The sequence below is a fragment of the Pistricoccus aurantiacus genome, assembly GCF_007954585.1.
In the GTDB taxonomy this organism is placed as follows: Bacteria; Pseudomonadota; Gammaproteobacteria; order Pseudomonadales; family Halomonadaceae; genus Pistricoccus; species Pistricoccus aurantiacus.
The window spans coordinates 486,697-505,964 of the sequence record NZ_CP042382.1; the positions used below are offsets into that span (position 1 = coordinate 486,697).

Here is a 19,268-nt window from a genome sequence, read left to right on the forward strand (position 1 = left end):
TTTAAAATGAGTCAAACATACGCTACTTCGCCGGCATTCGAAAAAAGGAACCTTCATGACACCGTCATCCAAACCGAAACAGGTCATGGGATTGATTGGCTGGCTTGTGGTCAGCTTCATTGCCGCCGGCCTCGGCGCGATGGCATCAGTGAACGCCAGCGCTTTCTATGGCCAGCTCGCTCAACCGGAATGGGCGCCGCCGGCCTGGGTGTTCGGGCCGGCCTGGACGCTCCTGTATGCCTTGATGGGCATCGCCGCCTGGCTGGTCTGGCGCAAAGGCGGATTTCTTGCCAACCAAGCGGCCTTGACCCTGTTTTTGGTGCAGCTTGCGATAAACGCGCTGTGGAGCTGGCTGTTCTTCGCCTGGCATCTCGGCGCCCTGGCCTTCGCCGATATCCTGCTGCTCTGGCTGCTGATCCTGGCTACCCTGCTGGCGTTCTGGCGAATAAGCCGCCCTGCCGGTGCCCTGCTTGTGCCTTACCTGCTGTGGGTCAGTTTCGCCGCCGTGCTGTGTTTTTCCGTATGGCAGCTCAATCCCCAGGCGCTGGGTTAGGAATCGTCGTCCTGAAGACGCCCGCTCCATAGCAGTCTCTAGGGATCGGTCACAATGACAGCTTTCTTGGGTCGCGATAGTCTACGCTGACTTTATTGCGCTCCCGGAGGCGTCGCTCTGGCGCAGCCACAATACAAGGAGAGAGTTGATCATGTCAGAATCCCAGCAGCAGGATGAACACAACGAATTCGGCGGCGAGGAGGAAAGCAAGCGATCTCCCGGCCTGATCTGGAGCTTGCGCGCTGCCGGGCTAGTGGTAGCGGCTGTCGTCTGGCTGGCGATGGGCAATGCCGAATCGCTGTCGCCGGATGCCCGCTGGGTGGCAACCATCGGCAGCCTGATGGCAATCTGGTGGATGACCGAGGCGATTCCGCTTTCGGTCACGTCGCTGCTGCCGATCGTCTTGATTCCGATGCTCACCGATCGCGGCGTTTCCGAGACCACGGCCCCTTATGCCAGTTCCATCGTCTTCCTGTTTCTCGGCGGTTTCCTGATCGCCATCGCCATGGAAAAATGGGACCTGCACCGGCGCATCGCGCTTTTGACCCTGCGGCAGGTCGGCGTCGAGCCGAAGCGCATCGTGCTGGGGATGATGCTCGCCACCGGCTTTCTGTCCATGTGGGTTTCGAATACCGCCACCACGCTGATGATGCTGCCGATCGCCCTTTCCGTGCTGACCCTGGTGGTCGAGCGCAGCGGCAGCAACGATGCCACCAAGGTCGGCCGCAACCTGCGGGAAGGCGCTCGAATTTCCGACATCATCGACGACAAGCACATCCGCCGGTTCGGTGTCTGTCTGGTGCTCGCCATCGCCTGGTCCGCCTCCATGGGCGGGCTCGGTACCATTTTGGGCTCTCCCCCCAACGCCATCGTCGCCGGCTATGCGGCGGATCAGCTGGGTCGCGATATCGGCTTTCTGAACTGGATGATGCTCGGCGTGCCGCTGGCGCTCGTCTTCATCCTGATCGGCTGGGTATTGATGACCCGGGTGCTCTACCGCTTCGAGCTCGACGAGGTGCCCGGCGGACGCCAGATGATCACGGAGCAGCTGCAACAGCTGGGGCCGGTCAGCCAGGGCGAGCGCATGGTCATGTTCGTGTTTGGCGGCGCCGCTTTTCTGTGGATCGTGCCGGGGCTACTGGTTTCGCTTCCGGTGATCGGCGATTCCCTCGCTTTCCTGGGCGGTCTTGACGATACGGCCATCGCCATCGCCGCCGGTATTGTCTTGTTCCTCCTGCCCGGCAACGGCAAGGGGGACATGGTGCTCGACTGGAAGGACGCGGAAAACGGTCTGCCCTGGGGCGTACTGCTGCTGTTCGGCGGCGGCCTGTCGCTGGCCGGCGCCGTGGCGGGCACGGGACTGGATGGGTGGTTCGGTGAGCAGGTGACCGCTCTCGGCACCCTGCCGATCCTGGCGATAGTCGCAGCGGTGACCGTGATCGTGCTGTTTCTGACCGAGATCACCTCGAACACCGCCACCGCCGCCACTTTCATTCCCGTGCTGGGCGGGGTCGCCGTGGGCATCGACGTGGATGCGCTGACGCTGCTCATGCCGGCGGCTTTCGCCGCCACCTGCGCCTTCATGCTGCCGGTGGGCACGCCGCCCAACGCCATCGTTTTCGGCTCCGGCGTGGTAACCATCGCGCAGATGGCCAAGGGCGGCGCCGTGCTCAATGTGATCGGCGTCATGCTGATCACGCTGTTCTGCTATGTGCTGGGTGGCCTGGCGCTAGGTCTTGAGTTCTAAGGCGAGTCACGCCGCTCCTGCGCCTTGCGCGCCTTGTTGCGCCGATAGCGACGCAGGAGCGCGATACTTACGGCAGAAAGTAGCATCAGCGCCAGCACCAGCGCCTCCCAGGGTCGCGCCGCGTCTCCCAGCCAGGTCTCCAGAGTGAGGATCATCACGAAGCCGATGGCCTGGCTGGCGATAGCCAGGGCGCGTAGAGGATCGAAGCCGGGCTTGGCCATGAGGTCTCCTGCCATGAGGGATTGTGAATCGCGCGAGTGACAGTATCCACCGCGCGCATTAGGCTATGGCATCGCATCATACCGCAAGGCCAAAGGCGCTGACTCGAGCGCCCCTCTGTCTCTGGAGCACTTGTCATGGACGCTATCGCGCTAGGGCCGCTGCTGATTTCCCTGCCCCGGCTTTATGCCTTTCTCGCCGCGCTATTGCTGCTGATCGCTAGCCTGCTGCTGCTCCGCCTGCCCAAAGGCCACCAGGCTCGCTGGTTCAACGGGCTGGTGATTGCCTGGCTGCTCGCCGCTCGCCTTGGCCATGTGATGGTGCACTGGAGTGTCTACGAGCAGGCGCCGCTGGATGCGCTGAAGTTCTGGCAGCCGGGCTATGACCCGCTCTGGGGGCTGATCGCCGCCCTGCTGTGGAGCGCCTGGACCCTGCGCCGCCAGGCGCTGAAACTGCTGGGGGCCGCGGTGTTGGTCGCTGCCAGCAGCGCGCTATGGTTTGCGCTGGTGTTGACCAATCCCCTGGGTAGCGATACGGGCCTGGAAAGACTGCCGGAACTGACCCTGGAGAATCTCGATGGCGAACCGGTGGAGCTGGCCTCGCTGACCGGCAAGCCGGTCATCCTCAATCTGTGGGCCACCTGGTGCCCGCCCTGTCGTCGGGAGATGCCGCTGCTGGCGGAGGTGGACGAGCGCGATGACGTCACCGTGGTAGTGGTCAATCAGGGCGAGGAACTTCTGCAGATCATTCGTTTTCTGGACGGCGAGGAACTGGCCTTCCGCCATCCCCTGCTCGACCCGCGCCAGCAGCTGATGGTGCTCAGCGAATCCCCGGGGCTGCCCACCACGCTATTCTTCGACGCTCAGGGGGCGCTTCTCGAGCGTCATATCGGCGAGCTGACCCGCGCTCAGCTGAACGCCTGGCTGTCGCCCTGATCCGTCGAGTCGCTATTTAAGCTGTCTCGACGTTTGCTGTAAGATACCGCGCCCTTTTGAGCGACAACAGCTCAAGCAACATCAGTTTGAGCGACGACACCGCGAGGCCGTATGAGCGTTTACACACCGGGCCAGCGCTGGATCAGCGACGGCGAAGCCGAACTGGGCCTGGGCACCGTCTTGAATTGCGATGTCCGCACGGTAACCGTGCTGTTTCCCATCAGTCAGGAAACCCGTACCTACAGCGCTCGCCAGGCACCGCTGACCCGGGTGGCCTTCGGTAGCGGCGATCGCATTCAGTCTGCCCAGGGCTGGCATCTGCGGGTGGAGGACAGCAGGGAGGTCGACGGGCTTATCGTCTATATCGGCGAGGACGAGAACGGCGAGCCTCGCGAGCTGCCGGAAACTCGACTGGCGGACAGCCTGCAGTTCGACCAGGCCCGAGATCGACTGTTGACCGGCCAGGTGGATCGCAACGACTGGTTCGATCTGCGCTTTCGTACCCTGCGCCATCATCAGCGTATCGAACAGAACCCGGCCCTGGGCTTCGCCGGCCCCAAGATCGACCTGATTTCCCACCAGCTGTATATCGCCGACGAAGTGGCGGGCCGCCACGCACCCCGGGTACTGCTGGCGGACGAGGTAGGACTGGGCAAGACCATCGAGGCAGGTCTGATCCTGCATCGTCTGCTGCTGACCGGCCGCGTCGAACGGGCACTGATCCTGGTGCCGGACAGCCTGACCCACCAGTGGCTGGTGGAACTGCTGCGCCGTTTCGCTCTCGAGGTCACCCTGCTCGACGAGGCCCAGAGCCAGGCCTACGGCGAGTCCAACCCCTTCGAGGCGGGCCAGCTGATTCTCGCCAGCCAGCAGTGGCTGTTCGCCAATTCTCACCGTCAGGCCCAGGCGCTGGCTGGCGATTGGGATCTGCTGATCGTCGACGAGGCCCATCATCTTCACTGGACGCCGGGAGGGGCCGGGGCGGACTACGCCTGCGTGGCGCGGCTGGCCCAGGCGACTCCCGGCCTTTTGCTGCTGACCGCTACTCCGGAGCAGATGGGTCTCGAGAGCCATTTCGCCCGACTCAAGCTGCTCGACCCGGAGCGCTACCGAAGCCTGGAGGCGTTTCGCCAGGAGAAACGCGGGTACGCCCAGGTAGCGGAAGCCATCGACCTTCTTGAGCAGTTGCCCGGCCCTCTCCACAAGAGTCCCAATGAAAGCGCCCAGATTCAGGCGCGGATCGCCGCGGTGATCGATGACGCGGATAGCCGCGCGCTGCTGGCGACGCTGGCCAATCCAGAAAGCGGCGAGGATCAGCAGCAGGCGGCCCAGGACCAGCTTCGCGAACAGCTGCTCGATCGTCACGGTACCGGCCGGGTGATGTTTCGCAACAGCCGGCGACACGTTGGCGGCTTCCCGTCGCGCCGGCTAAATGTGACGCCGCTGGAGCTGCCCTTGCCCTATCGCCGGGTGCTGCGCCGCCTTGAACAAAATACGGACACCTTGGGGGAGCGGCTGGTGGAACCTGGTCTCGATCATCCGGAGATCATGCTCTACCTGGACGCCATGCACCGAGCACTGGCAGAAGATCCGCTTAACGAGCCCTGGTGGCGCTTCGACCCCCGGGTGACCTGGCTGCTGGAGAAGCTCACGGAAATAGGCGAGGAAAAGCTGCTGGTCATCGCCCACGAGCGCGAGACCGTCCTGGAGCTGGCGGAGGGCTTGCGGGTGCTGGCCGGCGTGCACGCGCCGGTGTTTCACGAAGGACTCTCCCTGCTGGAGCGGGACCGGGCCGCCGCCGCCTTCGCCGACCCGGAGGAAGGCTATCAGCTGCTGATTTGTTCGGAAATCGGCTCGGAGGGACGCAACTTCCAGTTCTGTCGCCATCTGGTGATGTTCGATCTGCCGCTGCACCCGGATCAGTTGGAGCAGCGCATCGGACGGCTGGACCGCATCGGCCAGCGTCATGAAATAGAGATTCACGTACCGGTATTCCGCCACAGCCCCGGGGAGCGGCTGCTGCGCTGGTATCGGGAAGGCATGGACGCCTTCGGCGCGCCACATGGGGTAGGCAGCGAGCTCTTCGGGGCCTTCGGTGACGCCCTGGTGGAGGCCCTGCAGGACCCGACGGGGCTGGATGAAGTCATTCACGAAACTCGGGCGCTGTTCGAAGTGCGCCTGGCGGAGCAAGACGCCGGACGCAACCGTCTGCTGGAACTCAACGCCTGTCGCCCGGTCAAGGCCGGGGAAGTCATCGCGGCTATCAAGGAACTCGATGACGATCCGGCCCTGCCGCGCTATCTGGATCGCGCCCTGGATATCTTCGGGGTGGACAGCCAGGACATCGGCGGTGAACTGCTGCACCTGCAGCCGAGTTCGCAGATGCAGGGCGGCCTGCCGGGATTGACCAAGGGGGAAGACGGCTTCAGCGCCACTTTCTCACGTGCCCGCGCCCTGGCCCGAGACGACGTGCAGCGTCTTTCCTGGGAGCATCCGCTGGTGCGGGAAATGATGTCCCGGCTGCTCGGCGGCACCATGGGCAACACCGCTCTGGCAACGCTCAGGCATCCGTCGATTCCCGGCGGACGGCTGATGGTTGAACACATCTTCCGCACATATTGCCCGGCGCCCAAGGCCTTGCACGTCAGCCGCTTTTTGCCTGCCACCGCGGTGCGGGTGCTGCTGGACGAAACCGGCGCCAATCTCAGCGACAAGGTGTCCTTCGACGGCCTGGCCAGACATCTTGGCAAGGTCAAGAAAGCCCCCGCCCGGGAATTGATCAAGAGCCGTCAGGGGCAGCTACGGGAGTTGATGGACAAGGCCGAAGAGGAAGCGGCGCGGGAGCTGCCGAGCATCATCGAGGCGGCCCAGAGTCGCATGCACCGTCAGTTGAACAGCGAGCTGGCGAGACTCAAGGCACTGGCGACGCACAACCCGGCGGTGCGGGAAGACGAGATACGCGCCCTGGAAAATGAACTGGCCGGCCTCAGCGACGCTATCGAAAACACCCGGCTGCGGCTGGACGCGGTGCGGGTGATCGTGACGCTGGACGCGAACGCTTGATCGCCGTCCCCAAGGTATCCCGGCGAAGGCTTCAGCGTGGAATGTGCCTGGGGAGGCGCTTATCATGTACCCGGGGTATCGAAGACGCGCGGGATATCGAAGCGCGACAGGGCGCGCGGTTGCGATGACCGCTGCCGCTGGGCAAACCAACGCTTTCGGGTCATGGGGAATCACGATGCTCAAAACGCCCAATTCGTATTACCCGATTCGCTATACGGTGCTCGCCCTGTGCGTACTCGGCTTGCTGCTTGTACTGCTCAACCTGCTGTTTCGGGACGGTGCGGTGTGGCCGGTACTTTTGCTGGGGCCCCTGGCCGTGATGGGCGTGTACGATTTGCGCCAGCACAAGCATGCACTCTTGCGCAACTACCCCCTGATCGGGAATTTGCGCTACCTGCTCGAATACATTCGTCCCGAAATCCGCCAGTACTTCATGGAATCCGACACCGACGCTGCGCCCTTCTCGCGTGCGCAGCGCTCGCTGGTCTACCAGCGCGCAAAAGGCCAAACGGATTTCCGACCGTTCGGCTCGCAAATCGACGTCAAGAAAGACGGCTACGAGTGGATCAATCAATCGATGACGCCGACCCGGCTCGACTCCCATGACTTCCGCATCACCATCGGCGCGCAGCCCGCGGGCCGTCAGCCGCGGCCCGGCGATTGCCGGGTGCCTTACGAGGCAAGCGTTTTCAACATCTCGGCGATGAGCTTCGGCGCGCTCTCGGGCAACGCCATCGAAGCGCTCAACGCCGGCGCCAAGCGCGGCAATTTCGCCCACGATACCGGGGAAGGTTCGATCTCGTCATATCACCGCAAACACGGCGGCGACCTGATCTGGGAGATCGGCTCGGGCTATTTCGGTTGTCGTAACGATGATGGCAGCTTCAGTGCGGAGCGCTTCGCAAGAAACGCCACCGACCCGCAGGTCAAGATGATCGAGATCAAAATCAGCCAGGGTGCCAAGCCGGGACAGGGCGGCGTGATGCCGGGCGGCAAGGTGACGGCGGAGATCGCGGCAGTGCGCGGCATTCCGGTGGGCAAGACCTGCGTCTCGCCGCCGACCCACAGCGCCTTTTCCTCGCCGGTCGAGCTGCTGCGGTTCGTCGAGCGGCTGCGGGAGCTTTCCGGCGGCAAACCCACAGGCTTCAAGTTCTGCCTCGGGCACCCCTGGGACTGGTTCGACATCGTCAAGGCGATGATGGAGACCGACATCACCCCGGATTTCATCGTCGTCGATGGCGCGGAAGGCGGTACCGGCGCCTCGCCGGTGGAGTTCATCGATCACGTCGGCGTACCGCTGCAAGAAGCGCTGCTGCTGGTGCACAACACGCTGATTGGGGCCGATCTTCGCGATCGCGTCAAACTCGGCTGCGCGGGCAAGGTGATCAGCGCGTTCGACGTGGCGCGCACGCTGGCGCTGGGCGCCGACTGGTGCAATAGCGCGCGCGGGTTCATGTTTTCGCTCGGCTGCATCCAGGCGCAGACCTGCCACACCGGCAACTGCCCGACGGGTGTGACGACGCAGGACCCGGTGCGCCAGAACGCGCTGGTGGTGTCGGACAAGGCGCAGCGCGTGTATCAGTTCCATGACAGGACGCTGCTTGCGCTCAAGTACCTGATCCAGGCGGCCGGGCTGCATCACCCGGACGACATCCTGCCGCGACACATCGTGCGACGCGTTGACGAAAACAACGTGCGGCTGCTGTCGAATCTGTTGCCGCAGGTCGCACGCGGCGCGCTGCTCAACGACGACTTGAGCGGCGAACATCATATCTACCGGAATTACTGGAAACAGTCGCGTACCGACCGCTTCGGGCTAGCGGTGGAGTGATGCGACATCATACGGACGATGGCCTCGGGCCACCGGCGCGCCGACTCGACGATAACTACCCCGTCAGTCGCCCAGAATGGCGCTCAAGGCGCTGTCGAGGGTGGGATAGTCGAAGCGAAAGCCCGCCGCCTCCAGCTTGGCCGGACGCATGTCCGCTCCGGTCAGCAGCAGGCGGGACATTTCCCCCAGGGCGATTTTCAGCGCCGGCCCCGGTACCCACATGAACGAAGGACGATGCAGATGCTCGGCGACTTTCGTGGTGAAGGTATCGTTGGTCACAGGCTCCGGCGCCGAAGCGTTGAAGGGGCCTTCCAGGTCGTCGCGTTCGAGCAGGAATTCGATGGAGCGAACATGATCCTCTCGATGAATCCAGGGCATGAACTGCTTGCCATCGCCGAAGCGTCCACCCAGCCCCAGCTTGAAGGGCGGCAGCATCTGAGCCAGAGTGCCACCGTCCTTTTCCAGCACCAGTCCGGTGCGCAGCAGAACGACCCGTACGCCATGTTGAGCGGCCTGGCGAGCAGTGTCTTCCCAGCGCTTGCACAGCCGATGGGCGAACTCGTCGTTCGGCGGCGTCTCCTCGGTGACCTTTTTATCTCCTTGGGCGCCGTAATAGCCCATGGCGGAACCGGATACCAGCACCTTGGGCACCTTTTGCTGCTGGGCCAGCCGCGCGCACAGGTTGACGATATCCTGGGTGATATTGACCCGGGAATCGATCAGACGCTGTTTCTGTTCCTCGCTCCAGCGCTTGCCGGCGATAGACTCCCCGGCCAGATTGACGATCGCCTCTGGCGCCTGCTCGACGAAATCAAGCACCGAACTCGCGGTCTGCGTCCCCTGGGGCAGCATTTCCCGTGCCTTGTCCGGGCTGCGTGACACCACCAGCAGTTCGTGCCCGGCTTGTGCAAGCCGCTGGCAAAGTCGTTTCCCCACGAAGCCGGTACCGCCGGTGATCAAGACGCGCATGGTGCCTCCTTGCTGTACCCTGATAGTGGAAAATGATGATCGCTATATTATACAAGCATTGTACGAATCGTTTAGTCTAGACGCTATATCACCACCGTGCCCGATTCGCTGATCGCCACTCCAAGGTTCGCTCATGGTTTCATCGTCATCCATTGCCATCATTGGCGCCGGCATTTCCGGCCTGGCCTGTGCCAACGTCTTGAAGAAACGCGGCATAGCCTGCGAGATTTTCGAGAAAAGCCGCGGCCCCGGCGGGCGCCTGGCTAGCCGGCGCCTGGGGGAAGGCACCGTCGATCTGGGCGCTCAGTACTTTACCGCCCACGATGAGCGCTTTTGCCACGAAGTAACTGCATGGCGAAGCGCCGGTGTCGTGAAGGCCTGGCCTGGCCGACTGGGTATCTGTCAGGGCGAGACGATTCACTATCCAGAGGCGCCACCTTTACGCTACTGCGGCGCACCGCGCATGAGCGCGCTGACTCGCCATCTGGCCCAGGACATGAATGTTCGGGTTGGCTGTCGTATCGAGTCGCTGGAACGCCAGGTCAATGGTTGGTGGCTGATCGACGATAAACGACAGCGTCAAGGTCCTTTTTCCGCGGTTGTGATCAGCGTGCCCACGCCTCAGGCGGTTCCACTTGTCGCGCCTCACGATCCTGCGCTTGCAAGAACCAGCGAAGCCGTTGTCCAGCATCCTACCTGGACCGCCTATGCGGTCTTCGACAAGCCGCTGGACGATAGCCTTGTGGCCGGGGGCGACTGGCAGGGGCTCTTTGTCGAGGAAGGCCCGCTTGACCTGGTAGCGCGCAACAGTACCAAGCCCGGTCGAGAGCCTCGGGAAAGTTTGACGCTGCTGGCCACTCATGCCTGGACCCAGGCTTGTCTGGAAGAGAAACCTTCCCGGGTAGCGGATTGGCTCTATCAAGCCTTCGCAGCAAGATTTACCACTCGGGCGCTGCCGGAGCCTCTTGTCCTGAGCGCCCACCGCTGGCGCTACGCCAAGCCGTCGGTGTCCACCTCGAAGTCATCCGGAGAGGACACCGCTCAAGATTTCCATCTGACCGATACCGGGCTTGGCCTGTGCGGCGACGCCTGGCGCGGCGCTCGGGTGGAAGACGCCTGGCTTTCCGGCCATCACCTGGGTTTGGCATTGGCCTCTTAACCCTGAAGGAGTTCAAGTATGTCTCATGCGCTGATCCTGCTCGCTCACGGTTCCCGCGATCCGCGTTGGCGGGCGCCCTTCGAGGAGTTGACCGCAACCCTTGCGGCCCGCAGCGCCACGCCGCTGCGGCTGGCGTTCATGGAGTTGAGCGAGCCCTCACTGGAATCCACCGCGGCGGAACTCGAAAATGCCGGGGTGACCCAGGCGGATGTACTGCCTTTGTTCTTCGCCGCGGGCCGTCATTTGAGAGAAGACGTTCCTGGCCAGCTCGAGGCGCTACGTCAAGCTAACCCCGGCATTCGTCTCGATCTACTGGCCCCGGTGGGCGACCACCCCGCCTTCGTGGATGCCTTGGCGAGCATCATCGAAGCCCAGGCGGCGACAAATAAGGGCGAAAATGCCTCTTGATCGACGAATCGATACCCGGAGTTATTTATACAACCGGTTTGCCTTGTATAATATTTTGCACCATCCTTTGTAACGGTGATCGAGGGTATCCACCTGATGGTTAATCGGCTTAACCAAGGTATTCCCGATATGAGCATCAAATACTTATACGAGGCAGGCTAACGTGAGCACCCAGGCGATTCATCCCGGCGATGCAGCGCTTTACCCCATTCGTGAAGTTTCACGGCTGACCGGGGTGAATTCGGTAACGCTGCGCGCTTGGGAGCGTCGTTACGGGTTGATTCGTCCCCAGCGAACGCCCAAGGGGCATCGCCTTTACGCCCAAGACGATATCGAACGCATCGAGCAGATTCTGCAGTGGCTGGGTCGCGGCGTCCCGGTCAGCCAGGTGCGCGAACTGCTCGAACAGCCTAAACCCGAAGCGCCCTCCACTCCCATCAGCAACGACTGGAGCGTGCAGAGACAGCAATGGATCACCGCCATCGAAGCGCTGGATCTTCAGCGTCTGGACGAGCTCTACAACCAGAGCATGGCGCTTTACCCTCTGCCGGTGTGCATGAACGAACTGTTCAAGCCGATCGTGGAAACCTTCGAGGAATGCTGGCGAGACCAGATCGGCGCGGCACTTCAGCGTCATAGCTTGGAATCTTTCCTGCGCACTCGGGTAGGCATCCGGCTCTATCACGGCAATCTGCTCAATAAAGGGCCACACCTGATCATCATTCGTCTGCCGGGGTCTCATGGCATGCTGTGGGAGTTATTGATCGCCTTGGCCGCGGTGCACGAAGGCTTTCGCGTGCGCCTGTTCGATGCCTCCCTGCCCCTGAGCGACATGCCGTTGGCGGTGCAGCGGCTCAAGGCCTCGGCGCTGCTCCTCTGCAGCAGTCAGGCGGAGCGCAGCGACCTTATCCGTCGACAGCTGCCCCGTCTGGCGGAGCAGCTCGACGTTCCCCTGGTGCTGTGCGGGCCGGTAGCGCGCATTCGCCAGGCCGATCTGGCGGACGGCCCGGTGGAAGTACTGGGAGACGATCCGATGCAGGCGCTACAGCGACTGACTTCCCTATTAAAAAATCAGTAGAAGGATCACGACCAGGATTCCTCAAGGAAATTTTCTTCTCCTCGTTAGCAAGGAACGCCGATGACTCGAAAAGACAACGTGTCCGAGCGCGCCATACAACTGGTATGGTTTCGAAGCGATCTACGTACCCTGGACAATACCGCCCTGAGCGAGGCCGCCGCGCGTGGACCGGTGATCGGTATCTTCCTGCGTTGTCTTTCTCAATGGCAGGATCACGGCCACGGGGCCAACAAGCTGGACTTTCTGCAGCGTGGCGTGCATGTCCTGCGCAATGAACTCGAAGGCTATCGCATCCCACTGCTGCACCGGGACATCGACCGTTTCGAGGCGGCGCCAGAGGCTCTTCTCGAGATCGCCGAGCAGACCAGCGCCGAAGGGCTGCACTTCAACCAGGAATATCCGCTGAACGAGCGCCGCCGAGACGAGGCAGTGGCCAAGAAGCTTCGGGAGGCGGGTTTTCAGGTTCACGCTCACCGCGACGCTGTGGCGTTCGCGCCTGGCGAGCTGCTGACCAAGGACGATGACTACTATAAGGTCTTCACGCCGTTTTCCAAGGCCTGGCATCGCCGGCTCGACAGCGATCGTCTGGCGCTCAAGGGCGAACCCGTCGCCCAGCCGGCAACCGGCGTCGATTCGGATCCGATTCCCGCGCTACCGGAGCTGGAGGATGCGCCGGTGGACGGCCGCCTATGGCCTGCGGGCCAGAACGCCGCCGCGGATCGACTGCAGCGGTTCCTGCGCTACCGGGCCCACCACTACAATCAACAGCGGGACTTTCCCGAATGCCGAGGCACCAGCGAACTGTCCCCCTATTTGGCGCTGGGCATGATTTCCTGGCGCCAGTGCCTGCAAGCGGTAATGAGTGAAAACGACAGTCACCTGGCGGATGGCGATCAGGGGCTGACCGCCTGGGTCAACGAATTGATCTGGCGAGAATTCTATCAACATATCGCCGTCGGTTTTCCTCGGGTATGCCGTTATCGCCCCTTCCAGGAAGACACCGAAGCGCTGAAATGGCGCGACGACGATCAAGGCTTCGCCGCCTGGTGCGAGGGCCGCACCGGCTATCCCATCGTCGATGCGGGCATGCGCCAACTGGTCAGCCAAGGCTGGATGCACAACCGCCTGCGCATGGTCACCGCCATGTTTCTGTCCAAGCATCTGCTGATCGACTGGCGGCGCGGGGAAGCGTTCTTCCTGCGCCATCTGGTGGACGGCGAATTCTGCTCCAACAACGGCGGCTGGCAGTGGGCGGCATCCACCGGCACCGACGCCGCGCCCTATTTTCGTCTTTTCAATCCCACCACTCAGGCGCAGCGCTTCGACCCTCAGGGCGAGTTCATCGCCGAGCAGCTTCCGGCGCTGGCGGAGCTGTCGGCCAAGCAGCGCCACGCCCCACCGAAGGATGTCTTGGAGAATCTCGACTACCCGCCTCCCATCGTCGATCACAAGGCGGCTCAACAGCGCGCCCTTGACGCCTTCAAGCAGTTGAAAAACCCGTAACCCCTAGTCCGGCGTTCGCCCCTGACGTGCAATCATGAAGCACTGCCAGTAGAATGCAGGGAGTCGCGCTTTGCGATTTATCCTTACCCTGACACTTGGAACGACTCAGTGACCAAGCAACATTCCTTCAGCCGCGACGAGCTACTGGCCTGCAGCCAAGGCGAGCTGTTCGGCCCTGGCAATGCCCAGCTTCCCGCACCCAACATGCTGATGCTCGACCGCATTACCCGGATCAGCGAAACGGGGGGTGAACACGACAAGGGCGAACTGATCGCCGAGCTGGATATCCATCCCGACCTGTGGTTCTTCGGCTGCCATTTTCCCGGCGATCCGGTCATGCCCGGTTGCCTGGGCCTGGATGCCATGTGGCAGCTGGTGGGATTCTATCTCGGTTGGCTAGGGCATCCCGGACGTGGGCGCGCCCTGGGTTGTGGAGAGGTCAAGTTTTCCGGCCAGATTCTGCCCGATGCTCGCAAGGTCACCTATCGTATCAATATCAAACGCGTGATTACTCGGCGGTTGATCCTCGGAATTGCCGACGGCACCTTGCTGGTCGACGATCGCGCCATCTATCAGGCCAACGATCTGCGCGTCGGCCTGTTCACCTCCACCGCGAATTTCTGATCAGGAGGCTTCCATGCGACGAGTGGTAGTCACCGGACTCGGCGTTGTGTCCTGCATAGGTAACGACCAGCGTCAGGTCCTCGAAGCGCTGAAAACCGGACGCTCGGGTATTCGCTTCAAGGAAGAATATGCCCAACGCGGATTTCGTAGCCATGTGGCCGGCGTGGTCGACATCGATCTCGATGCACTGATCGATCGCAAGCAACGTCGCTTCATGGGCGACGCCGCTGCCTATGCCTATGTTTCCATGGCCCAGGCCATCGAGGATGCAGGGCTGACGCCGGAGCAGGTTTCCAGCGAACGCACCGGCCTGATCGCCGGTTCCGGCGGCGCTTCCAGCGCCAATCAGGTCGAGGCAGCGGATGTGCTGCGTGAAAAGGGGCTGCGTCGCGTTGGCCCCTATCGCGTCACCCGCACCATGGGCAGCACGGTCTCCGCCTGTCTGGCCACGCCGTTCAAGATCAAGGGGGTCAACTACTCGATCTCCTCCGCCTGTGCCACCTCGGTGCACTGCATCGGCAATGCTCTGGAGCAGATCCAGATGGGCAAGCAGGACGTGGTCTTCGCAGGCGGCGGCGAGGAAGAGCATTGGACGCTTTCCTGCCTGTTCGACGCCATGGGTGCTCTTTCCACCGGCTACAACGATACCCCGGAGAAGGCCTCTCGCCCTTATGACAAGGCCAGGGACGGTTTCGTGATCGCCGGCGGTGGCGGCATGCTGGTGCTCGAGGAGCTGGAGCACGCCGAGGCCCGCGGCGCGAGGATCTACGCGGAGATTGTGGGCTACGGCGCCACCTCGGACGGCTACGACATGGTCGCACCCTCCGGCGAAGGCGCCATACGCTGCATGCGTCAGGCCATGGCGAATGTCGAGGGCAATATCGACTACATCAACACCCACGGTACTTCGACGCCGGTGGGGGACATGTCGGAGTTGCGGGCGATTCGCGAAGTCTTCGGCGATCAGGCGCCGGCAATGAGTTCCACCAAGTCGTTGACCGGCCACTCCTTGGGCGCTACCGGCGTTCAGGAAGCCATCTATTCGCTGCTGATGATGGAAAACGATTTCATTGCCGCTTCGGCGAATATCGACGAACTTGACGAGCAGGCCCAAGGATTCGATATCGTTCAGGAGCGCCGCGATGGCGTCAAGCTCGAACGAATTCTGTCCAACAGCTTCGGTTTCGGCGGTACCAATGCCTGCCTGGTGCTGGAGAAGCCTCGCGACTGAATCGCTCTCTTGATGCCCACACTTCAACGGCGCCGAACGGCGCCGTTATTCTATCCTTGGTGTCTTGGGTTTTCTGTGGTGTGTTTCTCGGTGGATGGTAGTGAGACGGGCCTTGGCACCTCGGAAATTTCCACCAGCCGCGCTTCAATCCAGTTCTCCACTTCTATCAGCACGTCTTCCGGCGTTCGCCCTTGGGTGGCGATAGGTTCACCGACGATCAACGACAAGGTGCCGGGATTCTTGACCCAATGGCGACCGGGCCAGCGCTCGCCGGCATTATGCGCCACCGGCAGCACCGGCATTCCTGCCCGGCAGGCAATGACCGCGCCGCTCTTGTTGTAACGTCGCCGCTCGCCAGGGAGAACCCGCGTACCTTCGGGAAAGATCAGCACCGAAAGCCCTTCCTCCAGGCGCGTCTTGCCTTGGGTCAGCACCTGTCTCATTGCTCGAGCAGGCTTGGAGCGGTCCAGTGCGATGGGGTGCAGCAGGCGCAATGCCCAGCCAAAGATGGGCAGGTTCAGCAATTCTCGCTTGAGTACCGTGCAGACCGGCGGTTTGAGCAGCTGCAGATAGACAGTTTCCCATTCGCTCTGATGATTGGCGAGTATGACACAGGGGCCGTCGGGCAGATGCTGCTTGCCGCGAATATCGTAACGCACCCCACAGCACAGCCGAAACCAGGCGATGACGAAATGGTTGTAGAGATTGAGCAGGCGATAACGGGAGCGCAGCGGCAGCAACGGCGTTACCGGCAGGAAGAGTACGCCGCATACCAGCATGGCCAGAAAATACCCTAGATAGAACAGCAGGCTGCGCAGCGTATTCATGATAAAGGCAGGTTGAGAGTGTTCACGACGCAAGGTATTTCATGCGGTCTCCCCGGTTCTGGCCAGGCACCAGGCGTCCAGCATGCGCTCCATCTCGAGCTGCCAGGGTTTTTGATGCACGCCGAAGGTATCGTGCACCCGGCGGCAGTTGAGGGCGCGGCGCAAGGGTTGATCGTGATGGTGGCTGAGTGCCTTGAGCGGTCCCAGCTCCACCTGCTTGCCCATTCCTTCTAGACGGGTCGCCAGCTGAGTCCGCACCATGGAGGCAAAGGTATAGGCGCTGACCGGCTCGGTACCGGCAAGATGATAGGCACCCCAGGCATCGGCACGACACTGCTGCTGTTGCAACATGCCTATCAGCGCCATGGCCGCCGCATCCGCGGAGGTGGGGCACAGGATGACATCCCTTTCCGCGGGCACCTCCCGGCCGGCCATCAGGTCATCGAGCAGTTCGTTCAGCCAGCCGTGAGTGCCTTCCAGGGCGAACAGCGGCCCCAGGCGCACGATCAGGTAGCGCGAACATTGCTCGCGAATACGATCGCCCACCCTTACCAGACGCTGCAGGCTTTCGTCACGGGGTGAGGGGATCACATCCTCATTGATGGGCTCGATCGAGCCGTCCTCGTAAAGCTGATCGGAAACGCACCAGACCATCGGCACCTGGGTTGCCATGCACGCCTCCAGGCACTGATCGACGGCTTGAGCGTGGGCGATCACCACCGCGGGTTCGGCGTTGGCCGGCTGGGACAAAGGTGGAATGATCACCGCATCCGGGCGCACCGCTGCCAGGTGGTTCGTCTCCACCGTCAGCGCATCCTCGATCAGCAGTTCCGTATCCGCCCGCCGGCTCGCCTCGCGCATCAGCGCAAGACTCAGACAGTGCCCCGCATCCAGTATCAGCAGTTTCACGATGCGTCCTCAACGGCGGTTCTCAGAACGGAATCTCATCGTCGAAGTCGTCGAAGCTCCCGGGATTGGGCGCACCGTAATTGTTGTTCTGCTGGTTGTTACCCTGCTGAGGATTGCCGCCCTGCTGGCCCTGGCCTTGCGATGACTGGGTGGAACGTTGCCCGCCGCCTTGAGACGCATTGGCATACCCGCCCTGCTGAGCGCCTTGCGCGTAATCCGCTCCCTGGCCGCCCCGGCTATCGAGCATCTGCATATCGTTGGCGACGATCTCGGTGCTGTAGCGATCCTGGCCGTCCTGGCCCTGCCATTTACGGGTCTGGATCCGGCCTTCGATATACACCTTGGAACCCTTGCGCAGATACTGCTGTGCGATCTCCGCAAGCTTGTTGAACATCACCACCCGGTGCCATTCGGTGCGTTCCTGGCGCTGGCCGCTCTGCTTGTCGGTCCAGCTATCACTGGTGGCGAGATTGAGATTGGTCACCGCCGAGCCGGACTGGGTATAGCGAACATCGGGATCCTGACCCAGGTTACCGATGAGAATGACCTTGTTGATACCACGGGCCATATTTGACTCCTCATGAAGGGGTAGCTAGCGTGGCGTGTCCGCTTCATGCGACCCGGCCGGCCCGGCTACCCGATAAATATTCGTTGTTCAACGCATGGCGCGAATCAGCGGTTTTCGAACTGGGTTACCCGTGCCAGGGCGTCGCTATCCAGACGCTGTCGATCCACCTTGAGGTAGGCGAGCCGCTCTTCCGGCACCACCATGACATCCTCCACCCCGGCGACATCCGCAAAGCGCGCCATCAGATTATCCAGAGTTTCGCCATGAGCCTGCTCGTCCAGGGCGATGACCTCGCTGGACAGATAGCGGGGCCTGGGCATGCCCAGCATGATAATGAACCATACCAGACCCAGTAGCGCACCGGCATAAAATACCGCGTCCTGGCCCCACGCTTGGACCAGAGCGCCGCCCAGCACGCCGCCCAGGAAAGCGCCGAGAAACTGGCTGGTGGAATAGACACCCATGGCGGTGCCCTTGGAACCTGCCGGCGCCAGCTTGCTGATCATCGATGGCAGCGTCGCTTCCAGCAGATTGAAGCCGGTAAAGAAGACCAGCAGCAAGGTGGCCAGTTCCCACGAGCGGGTCTCGAACCACCCCATGCCCAGCAGGCTCACCGCCAGCATCCCCACCGCCAGGCTCATCATTGCCTTCATCTTGCGGCGCTTTTCGGCAATGATCACCAAAGGCACCATGGCGCAGAACGCCAGTCCCATGATGCCAAGATAGACCCAGCCGTGATGATCTGCGGCCACGCCGACGGCGAGCAGCTTGGCGGGTACCACCACGAAAATCGCCATCAGCAAAAGATGCAGGGCGAAAATCGAGAAATCCAGGCGCAGCAGATCACCGCGGCCGAGTGTTGCCTTGAGCTGGTCGCGGTCGATGCCGACATCCTTGTGACGCATGCGACGCGGCGCAGGGGGAACCAGCTTCCACAGCACCAGCAGGCCCAGCAGCGCCAGCACAGCGGTAAACCAGAAGACGCCGGCAAGGCCAAAATGGGCGGAAACAAGCGGCCCCAGCACCATGGCCACGGCGAAGGCCAGACCGATGGAAAGTCCGATGGTTGCCATGGCGGCGGTCCGCACCTGCTCACGGGTCTGATCCGCCAGCAGGGCCATGATGGCCGCCGCCACCGCCCCGCTGCCCTGCAGGCAGCGCCCCAGAATGACACCGGCGATGCTGTCCGCCAGGGCAGCCACCACGCTACCCAGGCAAAACAATATCAGCCCGCCAGCGATCACCCGCTTGCGCCCGATACGATCGGAAAGCAGGCCGAAGGGAATCTGCAGGAATGCCTGGGTCAGCCCGTAGCCGCCCAAGGCCAGGCCCACCAGCAAAGGCGTGGCTCCGCTCAGATCCTGGGCATACAGCGCCAGCACCGGCAGCACCATGAAAAGCCCCAGCATGCGCGACGCATAAAGACTCGCGAGGCCGATAATTGCGCGGCGTTCGCTGAAGGTCAGGAGACGAGAAACCATGAAGATAAGATGTCCACAACTTGCGGGAGACGCACATCGGTGCTTGATAACCCATCATTCTACCGTTTCCTGCCCCTTCAGGAAAAGCGCCGGGCCGTATCACGCTTCGTTACGTCGCAGCTTTGGCGCCGGTAACTGGAAAAACGTACAATGGCGGTTTTGC

General features: G+C 62.3%; 17 protein-coding genes. 11 read left to right on the forward strand and 6 right to left on the reverse strand.

The window, feature by feature from the left end:
* Window positions 1-55 precede the first annotated feature (55 nt).
* Together FGL86_RS02245 and FGL86_RS02250 are read left to right on the forward strand one after the other, a co-directional pair.
* Complete coding sequence (locus FGL86_RS02245; RefSeq protein ID WP_147183079.1) at window positions 56-553, forward strand: TspO/MBR family protein; 498 nt, start codon at window positions 56-58, stop codon at window positions 551-553.
* Between the two features lie 151 nt (window positions 554-704).
* Entirely contained in the window at window positions 705-2,300 is a 1,596-nt protein-coding gene (locus tag FGL86_RS02250; RefSeq protein WP_147183080.1) for an SLC13 family permease, read from the forward strand.
* Here the strand turns inward: FGL86_RS02250 and FGL86_RS02255 are convergent.
* Window positions 2,297-2,521 (reverse strand): hypothetical protein, encoded by a 225-nt coding sequence (locus FGL86_RS02255; protein ID WP_147183081.1) that lies wholly within the window; start codon window positions 2,519-2,521, stop codon window positions 2,297-2,299. The genes FGL86_RS02250 and FGL86_RS02255 overlap by 4 nt on opposite strands.
* A gap of 135 nt (window positions 2,522-2,656) precedes the next feature.
* Here FGL86_RS02255 and FGL86_RS02260 point away from each other — a divergent pair, with 135 nt between their 5' ends.
* The 3 genes from FGL86_RS02260 to FGL86_RS02270 all read left to right on the forward strand — a co-directional run bounded on the left by FGL86_RS02260 (window position 2,657) and on the right by FGL86_RS02270 (window position 8,348).
* Window positions 2,657-3,454: a TlpA disulfide reductase family protein gene (locus FGL86_RS02260; RefSeq protein ID WP_147183082.1), complete on the forward strand. Its 798-nt coding sequence runs from the start codon at window positions 2,657-2,659 to the stop codon at window positions 3,452-3,454.
* A gap of 111 nt (window positions 3,455-3,565) precedes the next feature.
* Complete coding sequence (rapA, locus tag FGL86_RS02265; protein ID WP_147183083.1) at window positions 3,566-6,517, forward strand: RNA polymerase-associated protein RapA; 2,952 nt, start codon at window positions 3,566-3,568, stop codon at window positions 6,515-6,517.
* A gap of 175 nt (window positions 6,518-6,692) precedes the next feature.
* Window positions 6,693-8,348, forward strand: coding sequence for an FMN-binding glutamate synthase family protein (locus FGL86_RS02270; protein WP_147183084.1), 1,656 nt, complete (start codon window positions 6,693-6,695; stop codon window positions 8,346-8,348).
* Window positions 8,349-8,411: 63 nt separating this feature from the next.
* On the opposite strand, the gene FGL86_RS02275 is transcribed toward FGL86_RS02270, so the two are convergent.
* Complete coding sequence (locus FGL86_RS02275) at window positions 8,412-9,317, reverse strand: TIGR01777 family oxidoreductase (RefSeq protein WP_147183085.1); 906 nt, start codon at window positions 9,315-9,317, stop codon at window positions 8,412-8,414.
* A gap of 133 nt (window positions 9,318-9,450) precedes the next feature.
* On the opposite strand from FGL86_RS02275, the gene FGL86_RS02280 reads away from it, so the two are divergent.
* The 6 genes from FGL86_RS02280 to fabB all read left to right on the forward strand — a co-directional run bounded on the left by FGL86_RS02280 (window position 9,451) and on the right by fabB (window position 15,320).
* Window positions 9,451-10,476: an NAD(P)/FAD-dependent oxidoreductase gene (locus tag FGL86_RS02280; RefSeq protein ID WP_147183086.1), complete on the forward strand. Its 1,026-nt coding sequence runs from the start codon at window positions 9,451-9,453 to the stop codon at window positions 10,474-10,476.
* 18 nt (window positions 10,477-10,494) lie between these two features.
* Window positions 10,495-10,884: a sirohydrochlorin chelatase gene (locus FGL86_RS02285; RefSeq protein WP_147183087.1), complete on the forward strand. Its 390-nt coding sequence runs from the start codon at window positions 10,495-10,497 to the stop codon at window positions 10,882-10,884.
* 163 nt (window positions 10,885-11,047) lie between these two features.
* A complete protein-coding gene (locus FGL86_RS02290) occupies window positions 11,048-11,962 on the forward strand; it encodes a MerR family transcriptional regulator (RefSeq protein ID WP_147183088.1) in 915 nt (304 codons plus the stop codon).
* 60 nt (window positions 11,963-12,022) lie between these two features.
* Complete coding sequence (gene phrB / locus FGL86_RS02295) at window positions 12,023-13,465, forward strand: deoxyribodipyrimidine photo-lyase (protein WP_147183089.1); 1,443 nt, start codon at window positions 12,023-12,025, stop codon at window positions 13,463-13,465.
* A gap of 108 nt (window positions 13,466-13,573) precedes the next feature.
* The gene (fabA, locus tag FGL86_RS02300; protein WP_147183090.1) at window positions 13,574-14,089 is read left to right on the forward strand and encodes a 3-hydroxyacyl-[acyl-carrier-protein] dehydratase FabA; all 516 of its coding nucleotides are present in this window, start codon (window positions 13,574-13,576) and stop codon (window positions 14,087-14,089) included.
* Between the two features lie 13 nt (window positions 14,090-14,102).
* The gene (gene fabB, locus FGL86_RS02305; protein WP_147183091.1) at window positions 14,103-15,320 is read left to right on the forward strand and encodes a beta-ketoacyl-ACP synthase I; all 1,218 of its coding nucleotides are present in this window, start codon (window positions 14,103-14,105) and stop codon (window positions 15,318-15,320) included.
* A 50-nt stretch (window positions 15,321-15,370) separates the two neighbouring features.
* Here fabB and FGL86_RS02310 read toward each other — a convergent pair whose 3' ends face one another.
* The 4 genes from FGL86_RS02310 to FGL86_RS02325 all read right to left on the reverse strand — a co-directional run bounded on the left by FGL86_RS02310 (window position 15,371) and on the right by FGL86_RS02325 (window position 19,111).
* Complete coding sequence (locus tag FGL86_RS02310; RefSeq protein WP_186764512.1) at window positions 15,371-16,147, reverse strand: lysophospholipid acyltransferase family protein; 777 nt, start codon at window positions 16,145-16,147, stop codon at window positions 15,371-15,373.
* Between the two features lie 39 nt (window positions 16,148-16,186).
* Window positions 16,187-17,056, reverse strand: coding sequence for a sugar nucleotide-binding protein (locus FGL86_RS02315; protein WP_147183092.1), 870 nt, complete (start codon window positions 17,054-17,056; stop codon window positions 16,187-16,189).
* Between the two features lie 22 nt (window positions 17,057-17,078).
* Complete coding sequence (gene ssb, locus FGL86_RS02320) at window positions 17,079-17,624, reverse strand: single-stranded DNA-binding protein (RefSeq protein ID WP_147183093.1); 546 nt, start codon at window positions 17,622-17,624, stop codon at window positions 17,079-17,081.
* A gap of 104 nt (window positions 17,625-17,728) precedes the next feature.
* On the reverse strand, window positions 17,729-19,111 hold the full coding sequence (locus tag FGL86_RS02325) for an MFS transporter (RefSeq protein WP_147183094.1): 1,383 nt from the start codon (window positions 19,109-19,111) through the stop codon (window positions 17,729-17,731).
* Window positions 19,112-19,268 lie beyond the last annotated feature (157 nt).